At 57.1% G+C, this 16,796-nt stretch carries 38 protein-coding genes; 23 read left to right on the forward strand and 15 right to left on the reverse strand.

What is annotated here, in order from left to right; translation table 11 throughout:
- Positions 1 to 8 precede the first annotated feature (8 nt).
- From CO670_RS15285 to CO670_RS15360, 13 genes are all read right to left on the reverse strand, one after another.
- Entirely contained in the window at positions 9 to 497 is a 489-nt protein-coding gene (locus CO670_RS15285; RefSeq protein ID WP_097591007.1) for a hypothetical protein, read from the reverse strand.
- Complete coding sequence (locus CO670_RS15290) at positions 494 to 889, reverse strand: DUF968 domain-containing protein (protein ID WP_097591008.1); 396 nt, start codon at positions 887 to 889, stop codon at positions 494 to 496. The genes CO670_RS15285 and CO670_RS15290 overlap by 4 nt, the downstream gene beginning before the upstream one ends.
- A complete protein-coding gene (locus tag CO670_RS15295) occupies positions 886 to 1,107 on the reverse strand; it encodes a hypothetical protein (RefSeq protein WP_097591009.1) in 222 nt (73 codons plus the stop codon). Before CO670_RS15295 ends, CO670_RS15290 begins: the two co-directional genes overlap by 4 nt.
- A gap of 183 nt (positions 1,108 to 1,290) precedes the next feature.
- Positions 1,291 to 1,503 carry a hypothetical protein gene (locus tag CO670_RS15305; protein WP_097591011.1) on the reverse strand — a complete coding sequence of 71 codons (213 nt, stop codon included), beginning with the start codon at positions 1,501 to 1,503 and terminating at the stop codon, positions 1,291 to 1,293.
- A complete protein-coding gene (locus CO670_RS15310) occupies positions 1,500 to 1,919 on the reverse strand; it encodes a hypothetical protein (RefSeq protein WP_097591012.1) in 420 nt (139 codons plus the stop codon). The genes CO670_RS15305 and CO670_RS15310 overlap by 4 nt, the downstream gene beginning before the upstream one ends.
- A 5-nt stretch (positions 1,920 to 1,924) precedes the next feature.
- Positions 1,925 to 2,713, reverse strand: a complete 789-nt coding sequence (locus tag CO670_RS15315; RefSeq protein WP_097591013.1) for a hypothetical protein — start codon at positions 2,711 to 2,713, stop codon at positions 1,925 to 1,927.
- Positions 2,703 to 2,927, reverse strand: a complete 225-nt coding sequence (locus tag CO670_RS15320; protein ID WP_097591014.1) for a hypothetical protein — start codon at positions 2,925 to 2,927, stop codon at positions 2,703 to 2,705. The genes CO670_RS15315 and CO670_RS15320 overlap by 11 nt, the downstream gene beginning before the upstream one ends.
- A gap of 452 nt (positions 2,928 to 3,379) precedes the next feature.
- Positions 3,380 to 3,913 carry a hypothetical protein gene (locus CO670_RS15335; RefSeq protein WP_097591017.1) on the reverse strand — a complete coding sequence of 178 codons (534 nt, stop codon included), beginning with the start codon at positions 3,911 to 3,913 and terminating at the stop codon, positions 3,380 to 3,382.
- 11 nt (positions 3,914 to 3,924) lie between these two features.
- Positions 3,925 to 4,242 carry a hypothetical protein gene (locus CO670_RS15340; protein WP_097591018.1) on the reverse strand — a complete coding sequence of 106 codons (318 nt, stop codon included), beginning with the start codon at positions 4,240 to 4,242 and terminating at the stop codon, positions 3,925 to 3,927.
- A complete protein-coding gene (locus CO670_RS15345; RefSeq protein ID WP_141502295.1) occupies positions 4,239 to 4,427 on the reverse strand; it encodes a hypothetical protein in 189 nt (62 codons plus the stop codon). The genes CO670_RS15340 and CO670_RS15345 overlap by 4 nt, the downstream gene beginning before the upstream one ends.
- A 66-nt stretch (positions 4,428 to 4,493) precedes the next feature.
- Positions 4,494 to 4,718, reverse strand: a complete 225-nt coding sequence (locus CO670_RS15350; RefSeq protein WP_097591020.1) for a hypothetical protein — start codon at positions 4,716 to 4,718, stop codon at positions 4,494 to 4,496.
- A complete protein-coding gene (locus CO670_RS32955; protein WP_176538943.1) occupies positions 4,718 to 4,885 on the reverse strand; it encodes a hypothetical protein in 168 nt (55 codons plus the stop codon). The genes CO670_RS15350 and CO670_RS32955 overlap by 1 nt, the downstream gene beginning before the upstream one ends.
- Before the next feature lie 993 nt (positions 4,886 to 5,878).
- Positions 5,879 to 6,214, reverse strand: coding sequence for a helix-turn-helix transcriptional regulator (locus CO670_RS15360; RefSeq protein WP_097591022.1), 336 nt, complete (start codon positions 6,212 to 6,214; stop codon positions 5,879 to 5,881).
- Between the two features lie 93 nt (positions 6,215 to 6,307).
- Here CO670_RS15360 and CO670_RS15365 point away from each other — a divergent pair, with 93 nt between their 5' ends.
- Genes CO670_RS15365 through CO670_RS32540 form a run of 8 tightly spaced genes read left to right on the forward strand, consistent with a single transcriptional unit; the run spans position 6,308 to position 8,379 of the window.
- Entirely contained in the window at positions 6,308 to 6,556 is a 249-nt protein-coding gene (locus CO670_RS15365; protein WP_097591023.1) for a hypothetical protein, read from the forward strand.
- Positions 6,553 to 6,930 (forward strand): hypothetical protein, encoded by a 378-nt coding sequence (locus CO670_RS15370; protein ID WP_097591024.1) that lies wholly within the window; start codon positions 6,553 to 6,555, stop codon positions 6,928 to 6,930. The genes CO670_RS15365 and CO670_RS15370 overlap by 4 nt, the downstream gene beginning before the upstream one ends.
- Positions 6,927 to 7,202 carry a hypothetical protein gene (locus CO670_RS15375; protein WP_097591025.1) on the forward strand — a complete coding sequence of 92 codons (276 nt, stop codon included), beginning with the start codon at positions 6,927 to 6,929 and terminating at the stop codon, positions 7,200 to 7,202. The genes CO670_RS15370 and CO670_RS15375 overlap by 4 nt, the downstream gene beginning before the upstream one ends.
- Positions 7,199 to 7,528, forward strand: a complete 330-nt coding sequence (locus CO670_RS15380; protein WP_097591026.1) for a hypothetical protein — start codon at positions 7,199 to 7,201, stop codon at positions 7,526 to 7,528. Before CO670_RS15375 ends, CO670_RS15380 begins: the two co-directional genes overlap by 4 nt.
- The gene (locus CO670_RS15385) at positions 7,525 to 7,791 is read left to right on the forward strand and encodes a hypothetical protein (RefSeq protein WP_097591027.1); all 267 of its coding nucleotides are present in this window, start codon (positions 7,525 to 7,527) and stop codon (positions 7,789 to 7,791) included. Before CO670_RS15380 ends, CO670_RS15385 begins: the two co-directional genes overlap by 4 nt.
- Positions 7,785 to 7,976 (forward strand): hypothetical protein, encoded by a 192-nt coding sequence (locus CO670_RS15390; RefSeq protein WP_097591028.1) that lies wholly within the window; start codon positions 7,785 to 7,787, stop codon positions 7,974 to 7,976. The genes CO670_RS15385 and CO670_RS15390 overlap by 7 nt, the downstream gene beginning before the upstream one ends.
- Positions 7,976 to 8,137: a hypothetical protein gene (locus tag CO670_RS32960; RefSeq protein ID WP_176538944.1), complete on the forward strand. Its 162-nt coding sequence runs from the start codon at positions 7,976 to 7,978 to the stop codon at positions 8,135 to 8,137. Before CO670_RS15390 ends, CO670_RS32960 begins: the two co-directional genes overlap by 1 nt.
- Positions 8,134 to 8,379 (forward strand): hypothetical protein, encoded by a 246-nt coding sequence (locus tag CO670_RS32540; protein WP_141502297.1) that lies wholly within the window; start codon positions 8,134 to 8,136, stop codon positions 8,377 to 8,379. The genes CO670_RS32960 and CO670_RS32540 overlap by 4 nt, the downstream gene beginning before the upstream one ends.
- A 25-nt stretch (positions 8,380 to 8,404) precedes the next feature.
- Here the strand turns inward: CO670_RS32540 and CO670_RS15395 are convergent, their stop codons facing one another.
- A complete protein-coding gene (locus CO670_RS15395; RefSeq protein WP_097591029.1) occupies positions 8,405 to 8,686 on the reverse strand; it encodes a hypothetical protein in 282 nt (93 codons plus the stop codon).
- 82 nt (positions 8,687 to 8,768) lie between these two features.
- Here CO670_RS15395 and CO670_RS15400 point away from each other — a divergent pair, with 82 nt between their 5' ends.
- From CO670_RS15400 to CO670_RS32550, 12 genes are all read left to right on the forward strand, one after another.
- Entirely contained in the window at positions 8,769 to 9,113 is a 345-nt protein-coding gene (locus CO670_RS15400) for a hypothetical protein (RefSeq protein WP_245425837.1), read from the forward strand.
- A 5-nt stretch (positions 9,114 to 9,118) separates the two neighbouring features.
- Positions 9,119 to 9,724 carry a vWA domain-containing protein gene (locus CO670_RS15405; protein WP_097591031.1) on the forward strand — a complete coding sequence of 202 codons (606 nt, stop codon included), beginning with the start codon at positions 9,119 to 9,121 and terminating at the stop codon, positions 9,722 to 9,724.
- A gap of 34 nt (positions 9,725 to 9,758) precedes the next feature.
- Positions 9,759 to 10,031 carry an RNA polymerase subunit sigma-70 gene (locus CO670_RS15410; protein ID WP_097591032.1) on the forward strand — a complete coding sequence of 91 codons (273 nt, stop codon included), beginning with the start codon at positions 9,759 to 9,761 and terminating at the stop codon, positions 10,029 to 10,031.
- Entirely contained in the window at positions 10,028 to 10,432 is a 405-nt protein-coding gene (locus tag CO670_RS15415; RefSeq protein ID WP_210202685.1) for a DUF1064 domain-containing protein, read from the forward strand. Before CO670_RS15410 ends, CO670_RS15415 begins: the two co-directional genes overlap by 4 nt.
- Positions 10,429 to 11,250 carry an HNH endonuclease gene (locus tag CO670_RS15420; RefSeq protein WP_097591033.1) on the forward strand — a complete coding sequence of 274 codons (822 nt, stop codon included), beginning with the start codon at positions 10,429 to 10,431 and terminating at the stop codon, positions 11,248 to 11,250. The genes CO670_RS15415 and CO670_RS15420 overlap by 4 nt, the downstream gene beginning before the upstream one ends.
- Positions 11,247 to 11,813, forward strand: a complete 567-nt coding sequence (locus CO670_RS15425) for an MT-A70 family methyltransferase (protein WP_097591034.1) — start codon at positions 11,247 to 11,249, stop codon at positions 11,811 to 11,813. Before CO670_RS15420 ends, CO670_RS15425 begins: the two co-directional genes overlap by 4 nt.
- Positions 11,810 to 12,145 carry a hypothetical protein gene (locus CO670_RS32545; RefSeq protein WP_141502299.1) on the forward strand — a complete coding sequence of 112 codons (336 nt, stop codon included), beginning with the start codon at positions 11,810 to 11,812 and terminating at the stop codon, positions 12,143 to 12,145. Before CO670_RS15425 ends, CO670_RS32545 begins: the two co-directional genes overlap by 4 nt.
- Before the next feature lie 13 nt (positions 12,146 to 12,158).
- Positions 12,159 to 12,518 carry a hypothetical protein gene (locus CO670_RS15430; RefSeq protein ID WP_245425839.1) on the forward strand — a complete coding sequence of 120 codons (360 nt, stop codon included), beginning with the start codon at positions 12,159 to 12,161 and terminating at the stop codon, positions 12,516 to 12,518.
- Positions 12,519 to 12,718: 200 nt separating this feature from the next.
- Positions 12,719 to 12,943, forward strand: a complete 225-nt coding sequence (locus CO670_RS15440; protein ID WP_097591036.1) for a response regulator transcription factor — start codon at positions 12,719 to 12,721, stop codon at positions 12,941 to 12,943.
- The gene (locus tag CO670_RS15445) at positions 12,940 to 13,152 is read left to right on the forward strand and encodes a LuxR C-terminal-related transcriptional regulator (RefSeq protein ID WP_097591037.1); all 213 of its coding nucleotides are present in this window, start codon (positions 12,940 to 12,942) and stop codon (positions 13,150 to 13,152) included. The genes CO670_RS15440 and CO670_RS15445 overlap by 4 nt, the downstream gene beginning before the upstream one ends.
- A 15-nt stretch (positions 13,153 to 13,167) precedes the next feature.
- Positions 13,168 to 13,725 (forward strand): transcription termination/antitermination NusG family protein, encoded by a 558-nt coding sequence (locus CO670_RS15450; RefSeq protein WP_097591038.1) that lies wholly within the window; start codon positions 13,168 to 13,170, stop codon positions 13,723 to 13,725.
- Positions 13,726 to 13,735: 10 nt separating this feature from the next.
- Positions 13,736 to 13,918, forward strand: coding sequence for a hypothetical protein (locus CO670_RS32550; RefSeq protein WP_141502301.1), 183 nt, complete (start codon positions 13,736 to 13,738; stop codon positions 13,916 to 13,918).
- Between the two features lie 237 nt (positions 13,919 to 14,155).
- On the opposite strand, the gene CO670_RS15455 is transcribed toward CO670_RS32550, so the two are convergent.
- On the reverse strand, positions 14,156 to 14,413 hold the full coding sequence (locus tag CO670_RS15455; RefSeq protein WP_097591039.1) for a BrnA antitoxin family protein: 258 nt from the start codon (positions 14,411 to 14,413) through the stop codon (positions 14,156 to 14,158).
- Between the two features lie 64 nt (positions 14,414 to 14,477).
- On the opposite strand from CO670_RS15455, the gene CO670_RS15460 reads away from it, so the two are divergent.
- The 3 genes from CO670_RS15460 (at position 14,478) to CO670_RS15470 (ending at position 16,490) form a co-directional block, all read left to right on the forward strand.
- Entirely contained in the window at positions 14,478 to 14,618 is a 141-nt protein-coding gene (locus CO670_RS15460; protein WP_097591040.1) for a DUF3309 domain-containing protein, read from the forward strand.
- A 245-nt stretch (positions 14,619 to 14,863) separates the two neighbouring features.
- Complete coding sequence (locus CO670_RS15465; protein WP_097591041.1) at positions 14,864 to 15,151, forward strand: hypothetical protein; 288 nt, start codon at positions 14,864 to 14,866, stop codon at positions 15,149 to 15,151.
- A complete protein-coding gene (locus CO670_RS15470) occupies positions 15,132 to 16,490 on the forward strand; it encodes a hypothetical protein (protein ID WP_141502303.1) in 1,359 nt (452 codons plus the stop codon). The genes CO670_RS15465 and CO670_RS15470 overlap by 20 nt, the downstream gene beginning before the upstream one ends.
- Positions 16,491 to 16,796: the final 306 nt, after the last annotated feature.

The raw sequence follows: 16,796 nt of genomic DNA on the forward strand, positions 1-16,796 counted from the left end.
ATACGGGGCTATGCATCGGCATTCCCCTTCCGCTCTGAAGGAATGAGGGCGGCGCGGGTGCGTAAAACCAAAACCGGCACCTCGCGGTTCGGACCTCGCGATGCAATCCGGGCAGCGGTTAACGTGGCTTCTTCGACGGTCTTTGCCTTTTCAACCGTGACGCCTTCTGCCATCAGTCGGCCGTTGATGTATCGATCGAATTCATAGACGCTCATGACGATGTCCCCTCCCTTGTCTTCCAAACCCGGTGCATTCTGAGACTCAACTGGGGTTGAGGTGCATGGGTGGGAGGCAAGGGCGGAGATCAGCGCTTCGGTGTTGTCGAAGATCCACTTGAGGCAATTCGCGGTTTCGCCGTAGATGGTCATCTCCTCGGCGCCCTGCCAGTTGCGGAGTTGCCAATTGATGCCGCGATCGAACTTCGGCATCTTCGCCAGACGCTCGCGCAATTCATGAAGGATTGCAGCCTCTACGCCGCGTTCGTGTTCGTTGCTCATGGCTTCCCGTCCCTAACGTGCTGGTTGATGATGGCGGTAGCAAATGGCGCGGCGTCGTCGCCCATGTCAGAGAAGAGGCCCCAGATCACCAAGCATAGGGTGTGCGGGTCGCGACCTTTCCAGAAGCGCTCTTCACCGATATCATGCTGTCGAGCATGGAGTTCAGGGCTCAAAGGCAGCGCCCACCGATCCGGGGCTTTCCTGCCTTTGCCGCGGCCGTAATGACCATGTCGTGGCGATGCCATCGATAGATGCGCCGCCTGGATGCCGTAAGCTCCGGTGATTACGCAAGGAAGTTCGTGCAGAAAAGCGAGGTAATCCTTGCTCTTCGCCGGCTTCCTCTTCGGGAACTGATCTGGCGCGACATGCGAGGCGATACGGAAAGCGGTCACTGCTGCACCTCACCACGAATGGCGCGGGTCAATTTCTCGGTCAGAACTACCCAAAAGAGATCGCGGCCCTCATATTCTCGCTGCATGTCCATACCGCACTGAGAAGCTTGTTCAGGCTCTTGAACGAAACACTCATCGTCTGGCTTGATACCCTTCTCAGCGTATGGGCCTGCCGGGGCGGCATAAACCCTAAAATAATGTCTCTTGAGGACAGACATCTTAGGCTCCTCCCCCGCCACGAATGGCGGAAAGCACGCGCCTCCACCAAGGCAAAGGCGTCCGGCGCAGTTGCTCTTGAAGGATTCCCTGGCGCAATAGCTCCGTCATCTCGTCTTTCTTCTGGAGGTAGACGACGGTGGAGGTTCTGGCGTGGGGGAAACGGGCCAAATGATCGCGGGCGTTCATGCTAACATCCCTTCGATTTCATCGAAAAGAGCGCCTCTGCTTTTGAAGAGCAGTTCTCTGCCGATGCTCAGCGGGACACGAGCAAGCATTTCGGTATTCGGGTCTTCCATCCATTCGCGGAAAACATCGAAGCTGCCCTCAACGGCAAGGCCTTCGACGCATCCGTTTCTGACGCATACGACAACAGTGATATCTTGATCTTCGCTCATGCTGCTCTCTCCACATCCTCGGGGGTCACGCCATAGCTCTCGGCGATGAATCGCTCGGCGCGCTGCAGGAAGCCAACGAACTCCTCTTCGGTCATGGAGGAGAACGAAATGCTGCGAGGCACGACAAACGGCATACCGCGGACCATCATCGGAGTGACGTACCCGGTATTCAGCTTGACGAGTGAATGAAGGCTCTCGGCATCGGGAACAGCATCCGTGGCATTGACGACCGCATGGAGGAACTGCCAATACCAGCGTAGCCTTGAGGGGCTGCGGCCGGTGCTCAATTCCACCTTGATGCGCTCGCCGGCCGGCATGGCGGCAATGCGGTCACGGTCGTACTGCAACTCGCCGATCAGAGCATCGCCACGCCTGACGCAATAGATAGGTGCGTTTTCGGAAGACTTCTTGCCCATGTTGGTCACCCTGCGGCCAGATTGGATTGACGGGCGAGGAAGGCGTTCTTCATCTCGTCCTTCTTCTTGGTGAAGTCGGCGACGGCTTTGGAACCAATGGCCTTGATGCTGGGCAAATTCTCTTCCCAGAAGCTTTGCAGGCCGCCGAGCGTCGTGATGTTGGTCATCTCTTCCCAGAGATTGTTGCGGCGGATATCGGCCTCGCAGCCCTCTAGGCGGTCAACGAGGGCCGCGCGCCATGCCTGGGTCCAGCCGTCGCGTTCAGCCTGATCGAGATATTGTTTGCGAAGGTGGTCAAGTCCCGCCATGGACTGGACATCGACCAGATCGCTTTCGAGTCCGGCCATGATCTTTTCCCACTCGCCATTGCGCTTGAGCTGGGCGGAAGACTTGGGGGCTGACTGGTCGTGCCGATGCTCCTTGAAATCCTCGGATTCGTCTTCCGAATAAACGAGGCCGTGAATGCCGACGAGTTTGAGAACAAGCCTATCTTTGGCCCTTTTCTCGGCCATTGCCCACGGATAGCCATTTTTGCAGTTCTTGGGGCTGGCCTCGCCGGTTGCCCAATCGCTGCGGTTGCCCATAGTCCCCGACACTGACAAGACGGCGATGCCGTTGGCTGTGTCGGCTTCGATGATCGTCGGGGACGCAAAGACGACGTTTGCCTTTGTGGCGACAACCTCAAGAGCCGCATGCTTCGCAACCCATTGCTTATTCTGCGGGATCTGCCAGAAGTCGTCCTTATCCAGACCATATTCCTTGCGGATGGCCTCAATGCGAGGGTCAAGCGACATGACGATTATCCTCTTGTTTTCGTGGGTGTCTTCTGACAAAATCTTCATCGATCTCCGCGCGGCCCAAATAGAACCATGCGTGCTCTTCGCGCTGATCGGCCCATTGCAGCAGCCGCGCCGCGCGTTCTGGGCTCGATGTTTTGGCGTCGGCCCGGTATTCGTCGGCCATCTCGAAAGCCCTAACAGCGAGAGCGCGATATTCAGCGGGCGACATAGCAAGCCTCCTGGCAATCGGCCTTCGCCACCCGCAACTGCTCATTCCATGCAGACATTGCGAAGAAGACGCAGGCGTAGACGGCAAGACCAGTAGCAACGAGGATCAACTGGTCCCGAGCTGTAAACCGGTGCTGCGGAGGCTCCTTGGCATCGACCGGCAGCACGCCGCATTGTGTGGCGCAGGGAACAGGGCACTCGCCAAGGGATTTGAGATCACAGCGCATCAGTAATCCGCCCCCTCTACCCACCATTGCCGATCGCAACCATTGCAGCGGTAATGGAGGTCGTCGTGGGCGCCATCAGAGCTTTCCCAATCGCGATACTCGACCTCATCAGAACCGCACTGACGGCATTTGAAGTTTGGGTTCTCAGCCTTCGTCGGCTTCCAATCGGACGTGTAACCCATCGTCGTCTTCCTCTTTGGCCTACCGGCCGGTTGGGGTGGGGGTGTCAGTGAAATCTTACGGCGCCATCGTCCGAAGCCATTTCGAAAGCCTTGCGGAATTCGCTGTATACTTCGTAGAAACGGGGCTCTGGAACGGTCTTGGCGGCGGCATCGAAGGCCGCGAAGTCGTCGGCAAGCTTCTTGCTCGTCTCGGGACCGATCACGCCTTCGCAATCCGAGAAGTTGATCATCTCCCAGAACGGGCCTGATGTTGCCTTCCATGCAGAGGCAGCGTAGCTTTCCCAATCTTTGCCGCACTGGTGGTAGGAGCCGAGCGGCCATCCAGAGATGCGGGCAAGCTCGTCGCGCCAGCGGTTGTACGAGCTGTAAGCGCCGGCTCGGAAGCCAAAGCGTTCCTCTGCACGATAGGCTTGACCGTCTTCGACGTTATCGTTACGGCCAGGGAAGTCTGAATTGACGAATGCCATTAAGTCGCAATCGGCATATTCGCCGGTTTCCTCGTCAAGGACTTCTCCGTCCTCATAGCGAACGCCCGTCATCTTCGAGATCTTGCGGTAAGCTGTGATATCCAATCCCATTGCCTTCTCTCCTATTCTGCCGCCTGAAGGTTCGCGCCCTTGACGAGAACCGAGCCCAATCCTCGGCGAGGACGGAACATGCGAGTTACGACAGGCTCACGAGCGCTCTGGAACGAACGGTCTATGTCATCGGCAATACCGTCGATCCAAGGCTCAAGGTAATCAGGATCGCCGCCCGCATCGTAGACGAGGCCGGAAAGGGCCTTCATCATCTCGACTGCCAGTTCCTTGACGATTTCCTCGTTGTCGGTCTGGCTTCCGTGGATAACGGAAAACTGGGCTTGAGCCTTTTGGGCGGCGGTGATGATGGTTTCGATGGAGGACATCATGCACCTGCCTTTTCGGTGGCGTTCGCCAGTTCGGCGCGATTGACAACATCGATCAGGACGCGAAGGAGAGCCGTTTGCTCACGCGAGGCAACGCCGGTCAGCGTCTTCGCCAGAGCCCCGTTGATCACGGCGAGCTTTTTCAGAGCCATGACATCGATCGGCGAAATCTCGATTGTCTGCGCCATCTCTCTCATCCTCATTTTCGTTGCGCAGAAGAGTCGGTAGGGACCGACTGTCTGCGGGGTGGGTGGTTAGGCCGAAGCCGGATCGCTATTTTCCCAGATGACGCAGCCGCGCAGGCGACCCGCAATCATCTCGGCAGCACATTTGAGGCAGACCGCACCTCGACCAGGTCCGCCCATGCCGTCGATCGTGTCGCCACAAAGGCTGCATGAGATGATGGCGGCAGAAGCAAACCCGCCGGGCTCCACGCGATATGCTGGTGAAAGTTCGTAAAAGTCTGCGGCCTTGCTCATCAGAATACGATCCAGTCGGGACCGAAGTTCTGGCTGTAGTCGGACGCATCGCCCCAGTCCTCGAACTGGGCTGCGTCTTCCTCGCGGTCCGTGACAAGGCCATCGTGTTCGCCGATGCTGTCCTTGTGCGCGAACTTGCGAGTTTTCTCATTCAGCAAAACGTACATTCCCGTCTTCCTCGTTGTGCAGAAGAGCGGCCGGGGCGGTTCTCTGCTTTGGATGGAGCAGTGAGGCCGTGGCTTCTTCGTGCTCTGATGTCTTTCTTGTACCACCCCATGTGACAGCGCGTCAAGGAAAATGTTGCGCCGGGTGTGACAAAATATTGACGGGCGGGAATCGCTATGGCAAAAACGAGAAAGCCCCCGAAGCGGCTCAATGCTTCGAGGGCTGATTGGTAGCGGTTTGAACCGGGAAGTTTTTCCGCCGCCAAGAGAACGTCAACGTTATACCATAACGGCATGTGGCGTTCAAACGAAAAACCTCCCCCCAGGTTCCGAAGCCTTCTAAATTTCGGGGCTTACGCGTTCCAAGGCCGTCGAGCTGGAGGATCGTATGGACATCATGGAGCACGACACGCGGGCTTAAGACGGCCCTGAACGCCTCGCAAGGGTGGATAAACGACGAAAGTGGTGAGGTTCCGGCGCGAATGCCGACCAGCCGGGAGTGCAGGCCCCCAAGATACCCCGATGGCTTTCGGGATTCAGCCTGGTCGATAATGCGTGTTTGGCTTGATAGCTCTGGTTAGGAATACGACGGGACAGAAGTGATAACCTCACCCTCCGTCTATTGATACTTATTGTCTAACTGTCTTGAAAAGCAACGGTCCAAAATGGGTCATATTGCGCCGCAAAATTCTAAACTGCTCATGAACCATAGCGATCAAACAAAAAAACAGGCGTATCGAAAATCCCTGCGCCAGATGTAATATCCCCTAGAAAATAAGGGGTGTGAAACATGAAAAGAAGGGCTCTTCTTCAGGGCATGGCAGCAGGGTCGGTCGTCGCTATTGTGCCAACACGCGCCGCGCCTCGTGACGAGTGCGAGACACACGCGAAAGCCTTGGCGGACGCGTTGTGCAAAAAGCATGGCTATAGGTGGAAGATTCAGTTCGACCAGATGAACGAGTTCGTGCTGCTATACCGTGAGGTCAAACCGAAGGCTTAGCCATCGGTTCCGGTGAGGGATTTCAGCAGCCGCACCGCCAGATCTCGATTATTGTTCTCATTGATCAACCGGACCAGATCGACGACCTCGCCTTCTTTGGTGGGATCGACAGAGAGCAGATCCGTGACGCTGGCGTTAAGGGCATGCGCCAAGGCTTCGAGGATGGGCTGTGAATAAGGTTGCTGGCCATTCTCGATCCGGCCTATGCTGGAATGAGACAGCGTCTCGTCTGGGCCGTCAAGCTCCAGACGGTCAGCCAAACGCCTTAGCGAAAGGCCGCGGTATTCGCGCCATTCCTTGATGTACGTCTTGGTATATGTCCGTTCAGCCATGCTAAAAATATATCATGCTCTTTGTAACGCGTGGTCACGCCCCCTGTGACAGATTTCATTTGATTTCTGTTTCACCCGGTGTTACAAGGAGGCATGGAAACAGATCAGCACCCCCTCATGAAGTATCTGCAGAAGAAGGGCGAAAGCCTTTCTACCTTCGCCAAGTCCGCGAAGACGAGCCGTATGCAGCTCTATCGCATCATGGCCGGCGAGGGCACGACGACTAGCCGCCTCAAGCAAATCAGCGAGGCGACTGGCGGTGAGCTTTCCTTGGCTGATCTTGTTTCTCATAAGCCGCCCAGCAGTGGGTCCGACGAGCAGGAGCGGGAGAGCGCAGCATGAGCGAGTTCACCGCAGGCCAAGAGTTCAAGAACGCCTATCCGTTCGTTCGGGGAACCTACAGCACGTTCGACGAGGAAGGCGAGCACGAGGTGCAGACGTGGAACCCCGGTGTTCGCTACGAAGCTGCTGGGTATTGGGGCGACGAGACAGAAGTTATCGCCGATGGCAATGGATTCCAGATCCTCACCGTCGTCGATGTTCACAAGCCGGGGAAATACCCGACGCGCGTCTTCTACACGGTGTCGTGGGTGAGGCCTGACGGGCGCCCATTCGGGAAGAAAAAGCTTCACATCGCCACCGTTGACAAATTCCGTCGCCTCTCTCGCGGGTTCCATCTCGCATACGCGATCGAAATAGACGAGGTGGCGGCATGAGCGAGAAACTGACGCGCATCCGCCTCCCAGGTCAAAATGATTACCGTGGCTTCATGGATTGGGGCGAAGTCGAGCCGGCAAAAATCATCCATTCCGTTCGCGATCGCGCCGCACAATTGCGCCGTGAGGCCGAGGCTATAGAAGCCGCGACCGACGACGAGTTCCAGATTGATGTCATCCGTGGACCTTACGTCCAGCATCATGTTCGCGAACTCCAGAAATCGTCGCGCACCCCCTCCCATCACCCAAACCTCAATAGGGAGAGAACATGAACACCGTTGAAATCCTCAAGGCTGCGAGAGAGCTGATCAGCGATGAGAAGCGGTGGACGCAGACCGTTTATGCAAGGGACGAGAACGGTAATTCCGTTAACGCCACAGACCCGATGGCTGTGTGCTTTTGCTCGCGTGGGGCTATTGACAAAATCACAGCTGGTAACCGCGCGTGGGGCGGAGCATACGATGTCCTCCTTGACCTCCTCGTATCCGAGGACGACAACTGCCTCGGCGTAGCCGACTTCAACGACAAGCACACTCACGCCGAAGTCCTCTCTCTTTTCGACCGCGCCATAGCCCGCGCTGAGAGCGAGGCAGCATGACCACCCACGACCAGCAAGAAGACCTGTACGAGGCGAAGAAGGAATACGGACTGACCCGCATTGTTGGATGGACATACGAAGATGAGCTTCCGGAGAACTATCCGTATGACGCCATGTTCAAATTTTCCGTGGTTGACGCTGTCAGGATGTTTCCGGTCTTCGCTCCAGAGGAGCCTGCCACCATGAGCACCGAAGCCCTCGCTGATCATATCAAATCCCTCCAGGCAGAACTCAAATCACGGCAAGAGGTGAAATCATGGTGACTTTCTTCGGCCCCCTATTGCTCGCCATCATCATCGGCGCCCTGTTTTTCTTCGCCGTGAAGGCCCTCGTCATCTTCATCCAGCAGTGCGACCGAGAGCCCGAGCTTGACGTTCTCGACTACGACAACAGCTCCCAAGACGGCTTCCTCCGTCACTTCGCAGCCAACAAGAACGAGGCGCAGTGATGCTCTACTTCCTGTTCCAAGCCTCTCTCCTGGCTATCAGCATTCTGAACTACGCCTATTGGGGCGTAGATCCGGCTCTCGGCATGTTCTTCATCGGCTGGTGCTCCGCCTTAACGTCCGGCGCCGTCGTGTGCGCCATTGCGAAGGAGGTGCAGCAATGAGCGAGTGGATCGAACACAAAGGCGGATGCCGACCTGTAGACCCAGACGCGCTCGTTCATGTTCGCTTTCAGAGAACGGATAACGACTCAGTTCAAGAAGAAAGCGTGCGCCCCATGAAAGCTAAGTATTACTGGTGGGATCACAAGTTCTACGAAGGCTCCCCGAGCGGCGGCAACATCGTCTCCTATCGCATCGTCACCCCTTCCGAACCCCATGAGCCTTCCTCCTCCCAAGCACCATAGGCTCATGAGCAGTCTGTCCCGGGGATCACCCCTCGTTGCCCCGGGACAGCACCCTTACCCTCGGCCTTCCGTAGCGCAGTTTCATAACCACCGCGGCAACGGCAGTACCCAAGGCAATGAAGGCAGCCGGCTCCTGCTCATCAGGTTCACCGGCTGCAGCAGATGCCGATACGAGGCGGCGGGTCGGCTCTGCGAATGGATTTTCTAGCTCCCGGCGGCGGGTGCTGAGCGAGACGACGAGGGAGTTTTCTCCCGCAACAGAGATAGTGCCCTCGTCGTCTACTGTTTGAGTGTTCCTGTTGGACATCTCTCGGCTCCTTCGAACGAGTTGAGATAACCACAGGAACGAACGCAACATGTGCAGAGAAACTGAGCATTTGGAGCACGAAATGAGTAGCGCGGTAGCGGCCCAAAGTTACGTCAAACGAATGATCGAGCGCGAAAGCGCCGGCTGGGGCGACATGACTCCTGCAATCGAAAGGCTCGAACGGAAGTACGGCATACCGTTCTGGACCATCAATAACATCCGTACAGGCAGGGCGAAAACCATCGAGGCGGGCATCTTCGCTCGGATCAAGGCGGCGTACATCGACATGTGCGAGCGCCAGATCGCCCGTCTTCAGCACGAACTCGAAATTGAAAGGGAGCTCGACGGGGATGCTCTGGATTCAGATTTGCTGGCTCAGGTTCAAGGCCTGGCTGCGAAAGTTCAAAAAGCGAAACGAAAAGGATAACTGACATGAAAGCTTACATCTTGCTCGACCGTTCTGGTTCGATGGCCGCCCGATGGGTGGAAACCATCGGTTCTCTCAATGCCTATGTTGACGGCCTGAAAACCGAGAAGGCCACCAAGAAGACCGAAGTCACCGTCGCCGCCTTCGATGACCGCGATCCCTTCAAGGTTCTGCGCAAGGGCGCAAAGGCTTCCGACTGGATGGACATCAACAACGACGAAGTGCAGCCGCGCGGCATGACGCCTCTTTACGACGCGATCGGCAAACTGATCGAATCCATCCGCACCGACGCTCCGAAGAAGGCCACGATCGTCATCATCACGGACGGCGCCGAGAACTGCAGCCGCGAGATCAAGAAGGACGCGGCCAAGGCCATGCTCGACGAGATGCGCGCGAAGAGCTTCGATGTCGTCTTCATCGGCGCAGATTTCGATGCATTCGGCCAAGGCGCTGATCTCGGCAGCATGGCCGGCTCGACGCTCAACATGACGACCGGCAACTACACGGCGGCAATGCGCGGCCTGGCAAACCGAACCTCTTCGTATGCATCCACAGGTGTTGTTGGCAGCTTCAGCGACGATGACCGCAAGAAGGCGTCCGGCAAGTCCTAACCCAACCCCTTCACCAACCATCGAGGCGGCGTGAATGACGAACAAGAGCGCACTGGAGCTTTTCAGGGAGGGTCTGGATTACATTCAGATCTCCCAAGCCCTCAAGATCCCCGTTCCCGATGTGGAGCGCAAGATCCACGCCCTGCGCTCAGCCGAGAAGGGTGACACGTCTCAGGAAGAATACCGCGATCGACTGCATGCAGAGCAGGAACACCGGTTCGAGCTGAAGCGCAGGCACGTTGCCAGGATGGCCGGTCGTCGTGAGCCACTCGCTTATGTCGGCAAAGAGTGGGGGAAGCAGTTTTGACTGTCAATCTCACCAGGCAAGAAGCCAAGGCCCTACTGTCGAAGCCGAAGCGGTCGAAGTTCCGCAACGAACCGGTCGTGATCGACGGCATCCGGTTTGACTCCAAGAAAGAGGGGAACCGGTGGCTCGAACTGAAGGCTTTGGAACGCGCCGGCGAGATCAGCCACCTCGTGCGCCAGCCAAAGTTCTATCTTTTCGGCTCCAAAGGCCCTGTCCTGATGAAGTCCGCGCGATACCCGAACGGGCGCCGTGCAACGTGGCGCGGGGACTTCGCATATTTCTGCTCCCGCCGCAACAAGCGGATCTGCGAGGACGTGAAGGGCATGCGCACCGACATGTACCTGCTCAAGAAGGCGAGCGTTCTCGCCTGTTACCCAGGATTGGAGATCGTCGAGATATGAAGATCTGCACGATGTGCGGGCTAGAGAAACCCGTTACCGAATATCATTCGAAGAAGCGTCAGCCTTCTGGACTTAGCCCAGCATGCAAGGCGTGCGTATCTGCCAAAGGCAGAGAATATTACGCGAAAAATGCAGACGCCGTGAAGGGCCGCGCGAAGGCATGGCGTGAAGCAAATCTAGAACTCGATCGCGAGCGAGCCAAACAGAAGTACGAAGCCAATCCACTCGTTGCCAAAGAGCGTGCCATTCGGTGGGCATCAGAAAACCAGGAACGCCGTAAGGAAATCGCCGCCAGTTCCGCAGAGCGTCATCGGGAGGCAAGGAATGAAAGGCAGCGGGTCGCCGGCAGAGAGTTCCGTAGGTTGAACCCTGCCGCAGCCCGCGAGGAAGGCCGAATGCGGGCAGCTTTACGCCGCTCGCGTGAACAGGATGCAGGCGTCAACATCGATCGGTCGGATTGGAAGGCGCTCATAGATCTGTTTGAGGTCGGGACTTGCATTTATTGCGGGACCGAGGGCCACAAACTCACAATGGATCACTGGATGCCAGTGTCATTGGGCGGCAAGACCGAAGTCGGCAACCTAATCCCATGCTGTAAGCCGTGCAATTCTCGCAAGAGCAATATGCATCCGATCGACTGGATGAAGAAAGCTGGGATCCACGATAATCGCGGGTCGGGCTCCATTACAATTCTGGAGTTCCTAGAACTCACCAGAGACGCCGTGATCGACGTCAAGGGCATGGATACCCCGCTCAGCAAGTTCAAGCGCAAGTGCGTCAAGGCTCAATATGGCTTTGAGGTCGAGGTGGTGAAATGACGTGGTTCTTCGACCCTCTCGTTCCTCTTCACTACGAGATGATCGTCATCGACCCGCCGTGGGGCTTTGACCTCTACAGCAAGGAAGGCGCCAAGAAGTCAGCGCTGGCGAAATACGACCTGATGACCGATTCCGATATCCTCGCCATGCCGGTCGGCAAGCTGGCGAGCATGGATTGCCTGCTCTATTGCTGGGCGACGGCTCCGCAACTGCCATTGGCGATCGACTGCGCGAAGGCATGGGGCTTCGAATACAAGTCAGTCATGATGTGGCGCAAGACTACGCCGGCCGGCAAAGTTCGCATGGGGACCGGCTACCGAGTCCGCACGACTGGCGAGGCGGTTGTCGTCGCCACCCTCGGCAATCCTAAGCAGGCGGCGATTCCTCAAACCATCTTCGACGGAGTGGCCCGCGAGCATAGCCGCAAGCCGGATGAATTCTACGACATGTGCAATCGGATCATGCCGCACGCCCGCCGCGCTGACGTATTCGCGCGCCAGAGCCGGGAAGGCTGGCATTCGTTCGGGAATGAATCGACCAAATTTGATGAGGTGGCAGCATGACGACTTTCGCAGAGTTTTACAAACTTTATCCCCGGAAAAAAAAGCCCCTCGATGCTGAGAAAGCATGGGGTCAGATGCTCAAGAAGGGCTTTACGCCAGATGAGATCATGCAGGGGCTTCGTCGAAACCTCCCCGATCTTCAGAGGCGAGAAGCTCAGTTCATCCCGTATCCTGCTTCATGGCTGAGAGCAGGGGAATGGGCGAACGAGCCGGACCCAATCACGCAACGCAACCCTGCCAGAAGGACGACATGGGATGCCGCAAGAGACATTAACGCCCGCCTCGATCATCTCAATGCTTCTTTCGGGCTTCCCCAGCTCGCAAAGCACTGACGTGGACGGCCAGATGCTCGCCTATCTAATTGCCGTCGAGAGCTATTCAATGCAGGCCGTCATGGCCGCGGCGAAGGCGTTCTTGGCCGGCAGGGTGAAGCGAGAGAACAAGACGTTCGCACCATCGGCGCCAGAATTCGCCGACGAGTGCAGGGTGCAGCAGGCACACATAGAGGCCGCGCTTCGTCCACGCATCGAGCCACCGGCCCAGAAGGAAGACGACTCCCCAAGGGTCGATCCTCGCAAGCTTCAACTGCTCAGGAAGGCCCTCAACGGCAGCCTGAGCGCCAAGCGTAAACTGGCGCGCATGTTCCCGGATAACCCGATCATCGTGAGCGCGGCGCAAGACAGCAACAAGGAGGCGGCCGAATGAGCAAGTTCCCACTGACGAGGTTCGCCCTCGCAAGGGTCTTCGCCAATCTCGCGATATGCGCGCTCCCGGCGTCGGAGAGATATTGCCTCGATGTTGGCTTTGGCTTTGCCGATCTCCTCAAAATCAGAGCGAACACTATCAAGATCAAGGGTCAGAATTGGCGTCACGCAGATGCGCCATTCAGTGAGGGCGAGTAAACCATGAACATGCAAACCACCATCCGGCAGTGCCCTCTCGACACGACAGACAAGGAAATCATCAAGATGCTAGCAGAGGGGCGAAGCCGCAAGGACATCGCCTTTCAGCGCCATGTGAGCGAATCCGCGATCTGTCAGCGCATCCAGTCGGCAAGCAAGATGCTCCGCATCCCCCGAAAGGATGCGGCTCTTGTCGCCGTCGCTTTTCGTAACGGGTGGTTATCATGAGCTTCGTCCCAGGAGACCATATCACGCCGCGCGAGAAGGAAATCATCCACTGGATGGCTGAAGGCAAGACGGCCTCAGAGATCGGCATCATTCTCAGCATTTCGGAGCACACGGTTAGCCGACACGTATGGAGTGCCCGTCTCAAGCTCAATGCAGTGAACAGCATACAGCTCGCGGCCAAGGCGGTCCGCGAAGGCATCATTCAGTAAGAAGCGAGGAACAGCATGAAGGCGGCAAACGATTGGTATGCAATTCGCACGGTTCCAGGAGCGCAAAAGCCAAAGCGCGAATACACCGTGGAGAAGACGGATAGCAAGCGAGGGAAGGGGTATCGCATTATCCCGAGTCTGGACCCGAACATGTCGGCGATAGAGCGCGCGCTCAAGGATAACAAGTTCTCGTTCTATATGCCGGCGGAGAAGAGGCTCGTCCGTGATCGTCGTCACACCGACCTGTGGAAGGTCCGCCGGTTCGCGCTCATCGTCGGCTATGTCTTCATCCACCGGCCGCACGACATTGACCTGCTGAAGCAGACCGCCGGCGTTCAGGACATCGTCAAGACATCTGATGGCGAGCCCATGCCGATCGACCTTCTCGACATTCTGGCGTTGCGGGCAGCTGAGGCAGAGGCAGAGGTGGAATTTGACCGCCAATCCCGCAACGCCCGCCAGAAGGTGCGACGGAGGGCAAAGCAGGACCCCCGGCTTCAGAAGCTAGTCGCCAAGCTGGACATCACCGGTAACTTCACGGTGCCTCATGACTTCGATTTCGAAGCTGCGTAATGGGGGCAGTATGCGCGAAGACAAGGAAGGCCCGACCTATCTAGATTTTATCACGCCCGATGAGGTGTTTGACCGCGGCCCGGATGCAGTTAAAGCATGGCAGGAAAAATACATGAACAGAATTGTGGGTAATTTTGTGCGCCCATCAAACCCCTTGAAAGTCAAGGCGATTATGGTATCTTCTGCAAAGTGATTTGGTGCGGCGGGGATGCGTCCCGGCACTCGGCGGGGCTCTTCACATTCCGCACCAATGGCGAAATGCGCTTTAAGTTTTCGGGTTGCCGTCGATCTCTGGGCCTCAGTCTGGATGACGGCTTTTACTCTCTGAGGTGACGCGGTCAAATGGCCGGAATCTAAGGGCGGTGCACTGAAAAGCCTTTAGCTGGTTCACGCTCCAGTCAAGCCGCCAGGACAGGAATTGTGGAGGTCGCTATAGGCCGGCGGCCTTCCGAAGCGCTTCGTTCATTCTCGTCTGCCAGCCTTCGCCGGTAGATCGAAAATACTCAATCACCTGAGGATCAAGGCGAAGCGTCAGTAATTGTTTTGCATTCGGGTCAGGTTTCCGGCCCCGCTTCCCGAGCAAAGCTTCAGCGCCAGACTTCCTTATGTGGTCGGAAATCCTCTGCTGCTGGCGGAGCAGGTCGTCCTCTGGATTTGCAACCCGCTTGATTTGGTGGAACAGGGCCATTTGATCGCCTTTCTAATTTGTGTAACTACGGCAATATAAACCCGTAACTACAGGAATTCAAGCGATGCTCGGGACGGTTCTGCTCATCCTCCTGATTTTTGCCTTCGCCGCCGCCTTCCACTTCTCCGCAGGCCCTCGCATATCAGGCGGCATTGGGGTGCTGCTCGTCGTCGTGCTGATACTCGCAGTGCTCAGGAAAATTTGACCACCGAACTTTACAGCCTCTCAGACAGGCGGCAAGCCCATGGTAATAAACGCGAAGGCCCAGAAGGGCGAATACACAACGGCATATTTCAATTCATGCCCTCTGTGCGAGAGCCGCGGAAGTCGAAAGCTCCTGACGGTTAAGTTGGGGGGCCGCTTCCCAACAGAATGTAATGAATGTGGTGCCAAGTTTGGTGCGTACCTCATGCCGTCATTGCCGCTTGAAACAAATTCAAGGTTTCAAGGATGAGCAATGGGCACGGCGGAAAGCGTGAAGGCGCAGGGCGTAAAGCTGGCGCTGCAACACGCATGAACGAAGAGGCGAGAGCAAAGGCCGCAGAGGGCGGACTGATGCCGCTCGACTATATGCTGTCTGTGCTTCGAGACGAAGAGCAACCGGCTGCAGCGCGCATGGACGCAGCCAAGGCCGCCGCTCCGTATGTCCACGCGAAGCTGGCCAGTGTCGAGCACAGCGGCAAGGACGGCGGTCCGATGGTTCTGGAGATTGTCCGCTTTGCGGATTCGTCTACCTAATGGCTGGCAGCCTCGACAATACCAGCGCCCGCTATGGGATTATCTGGAGCGAGGTGGCGACAGGGCAATCGAGATAGCGCACCGACGCTGGGGCAAGGACGATCTCGTTCTTCACAGGACGGCGATCGCGGCTCATGAGCGCGTTGCCAGTTATTGGCATTGTCTGCCGGAATACGAACAAGCCCGAAAGGCGATTTGGGCAGCGGTCAATCCCCACACTGGCAAGCGCCGTATCGATGAGGCGTTCCCAGAGGAATTGAGGGCAAGCAAGGATGAGCAGCAGATGTTCATCCGCTTCAAGAACGGTTCCACATGGCAGGTTATCGGCTCCGATCGCTATAACAGCCTCGTCGGCGCCGGCATCGCTGGTGTGACCTTCTCGGAATGGGCGCTCTGCAATCCTTCATCATGGGGCTACATCCGACCGATGATCGAGGAAAACGGCGGGTGGGCGACCTTCATCACCACGCCGCGCGGTCGCAACCATGCGAAAGCCATGTATGACATGGCCAAGGGCAATCCGAGGTGGTTTGCCGAACTCTCCAGCATCGCCACGACGGGCGCGCTGACACAAGAGCAACTGGATGAAAGCCTTGCTGAATATTGTGCCCTATATGGCGAAGACATCGGTACGGCTCAATTCGAGCAGGAATATCTCTGCTCATTCAATGCCGCTATTCTCGGCGCTTTCTATGCGAGAGAAATGGCGGCCGTTCGAAGCCAAGGGCGTATCAAGGACATTCTGCCCGTTCCCGGCGTGCCGGTACATACGGCATGGGATATCGGAGTAAGGGACGACACCTCAATCTGGTGGTTCCAGGTCTACAACGGGAAAGTCTGGATCCTTGATTGCTACACGGCATCCGGTGTTGGCGTCGACCATTACGCCGAGGTCTGCCATTCAAAGCCATATGTGCGCGGGATCGACTTCGTTCCTCACGACGCGAAGGTCAAGGAATGGGGAACAGGCAAGACCCGCATCGAGACGATGAAACAATACGGGCTCAAGCCGCAATTGGTGCCGATGGCGACGAAGATGGACGGCATCAACGCCGCTCGCAAGACGCTGCCCATCTGTGTGTTCCATACCCGCTGTGAAGACGTAGGGATTTCCGCTCTTGAGCAATACCGCCGCGAGTGGGACGACGACAAGAAGACATTCAAGCCGACCGAGGTTCACGACTGGACGAGCCATTTGGCAGACGCCTTCCGCTATCTCGCCATGGCCTGGCGGAATGTCCCCGTGAAGGAACCGGAAAAGAAGCCGCCACAGCCGCAAGGCTCTGTCGTCCTCGCAGGACCGCCGCCGCCGCGCAGCACAACGAGAATCAGGGTTTAACGCATGGACGCAGCAAACGACCTTGCAACGGACAACCAGCCGGTTGATCCGTATGCAGACATGCGCAATGCCCGACCTTGGCTCGACGAGATCCAGGACGCCGAGAAGTGCTTCCAGGAATACCAGGACAAGTGCGACAACATCGATAAGGCATATGCCGACCTGAAGTCTCTTTCCGGCGCCAACGCCGAGCGGCAGATGCAGATCTTCTGGGCCAACCTGGAAGTGCTCAAGCCGTCGATCTATGCGCGTGCTCCTGTTCCTGTCGTCGGCTCCCGCTTCAAGGACCGCAAGGCGCTCAATCGT

This window comes from Rhizobium sp. J15 (assembly GCF_002531825.1).
Classification (GTDB): domain Bacteria; phylum Pseudomonadota; class Alphaproteobacteria; order Rhizobiales; family Rhizobiaceae; genus Rhizobium.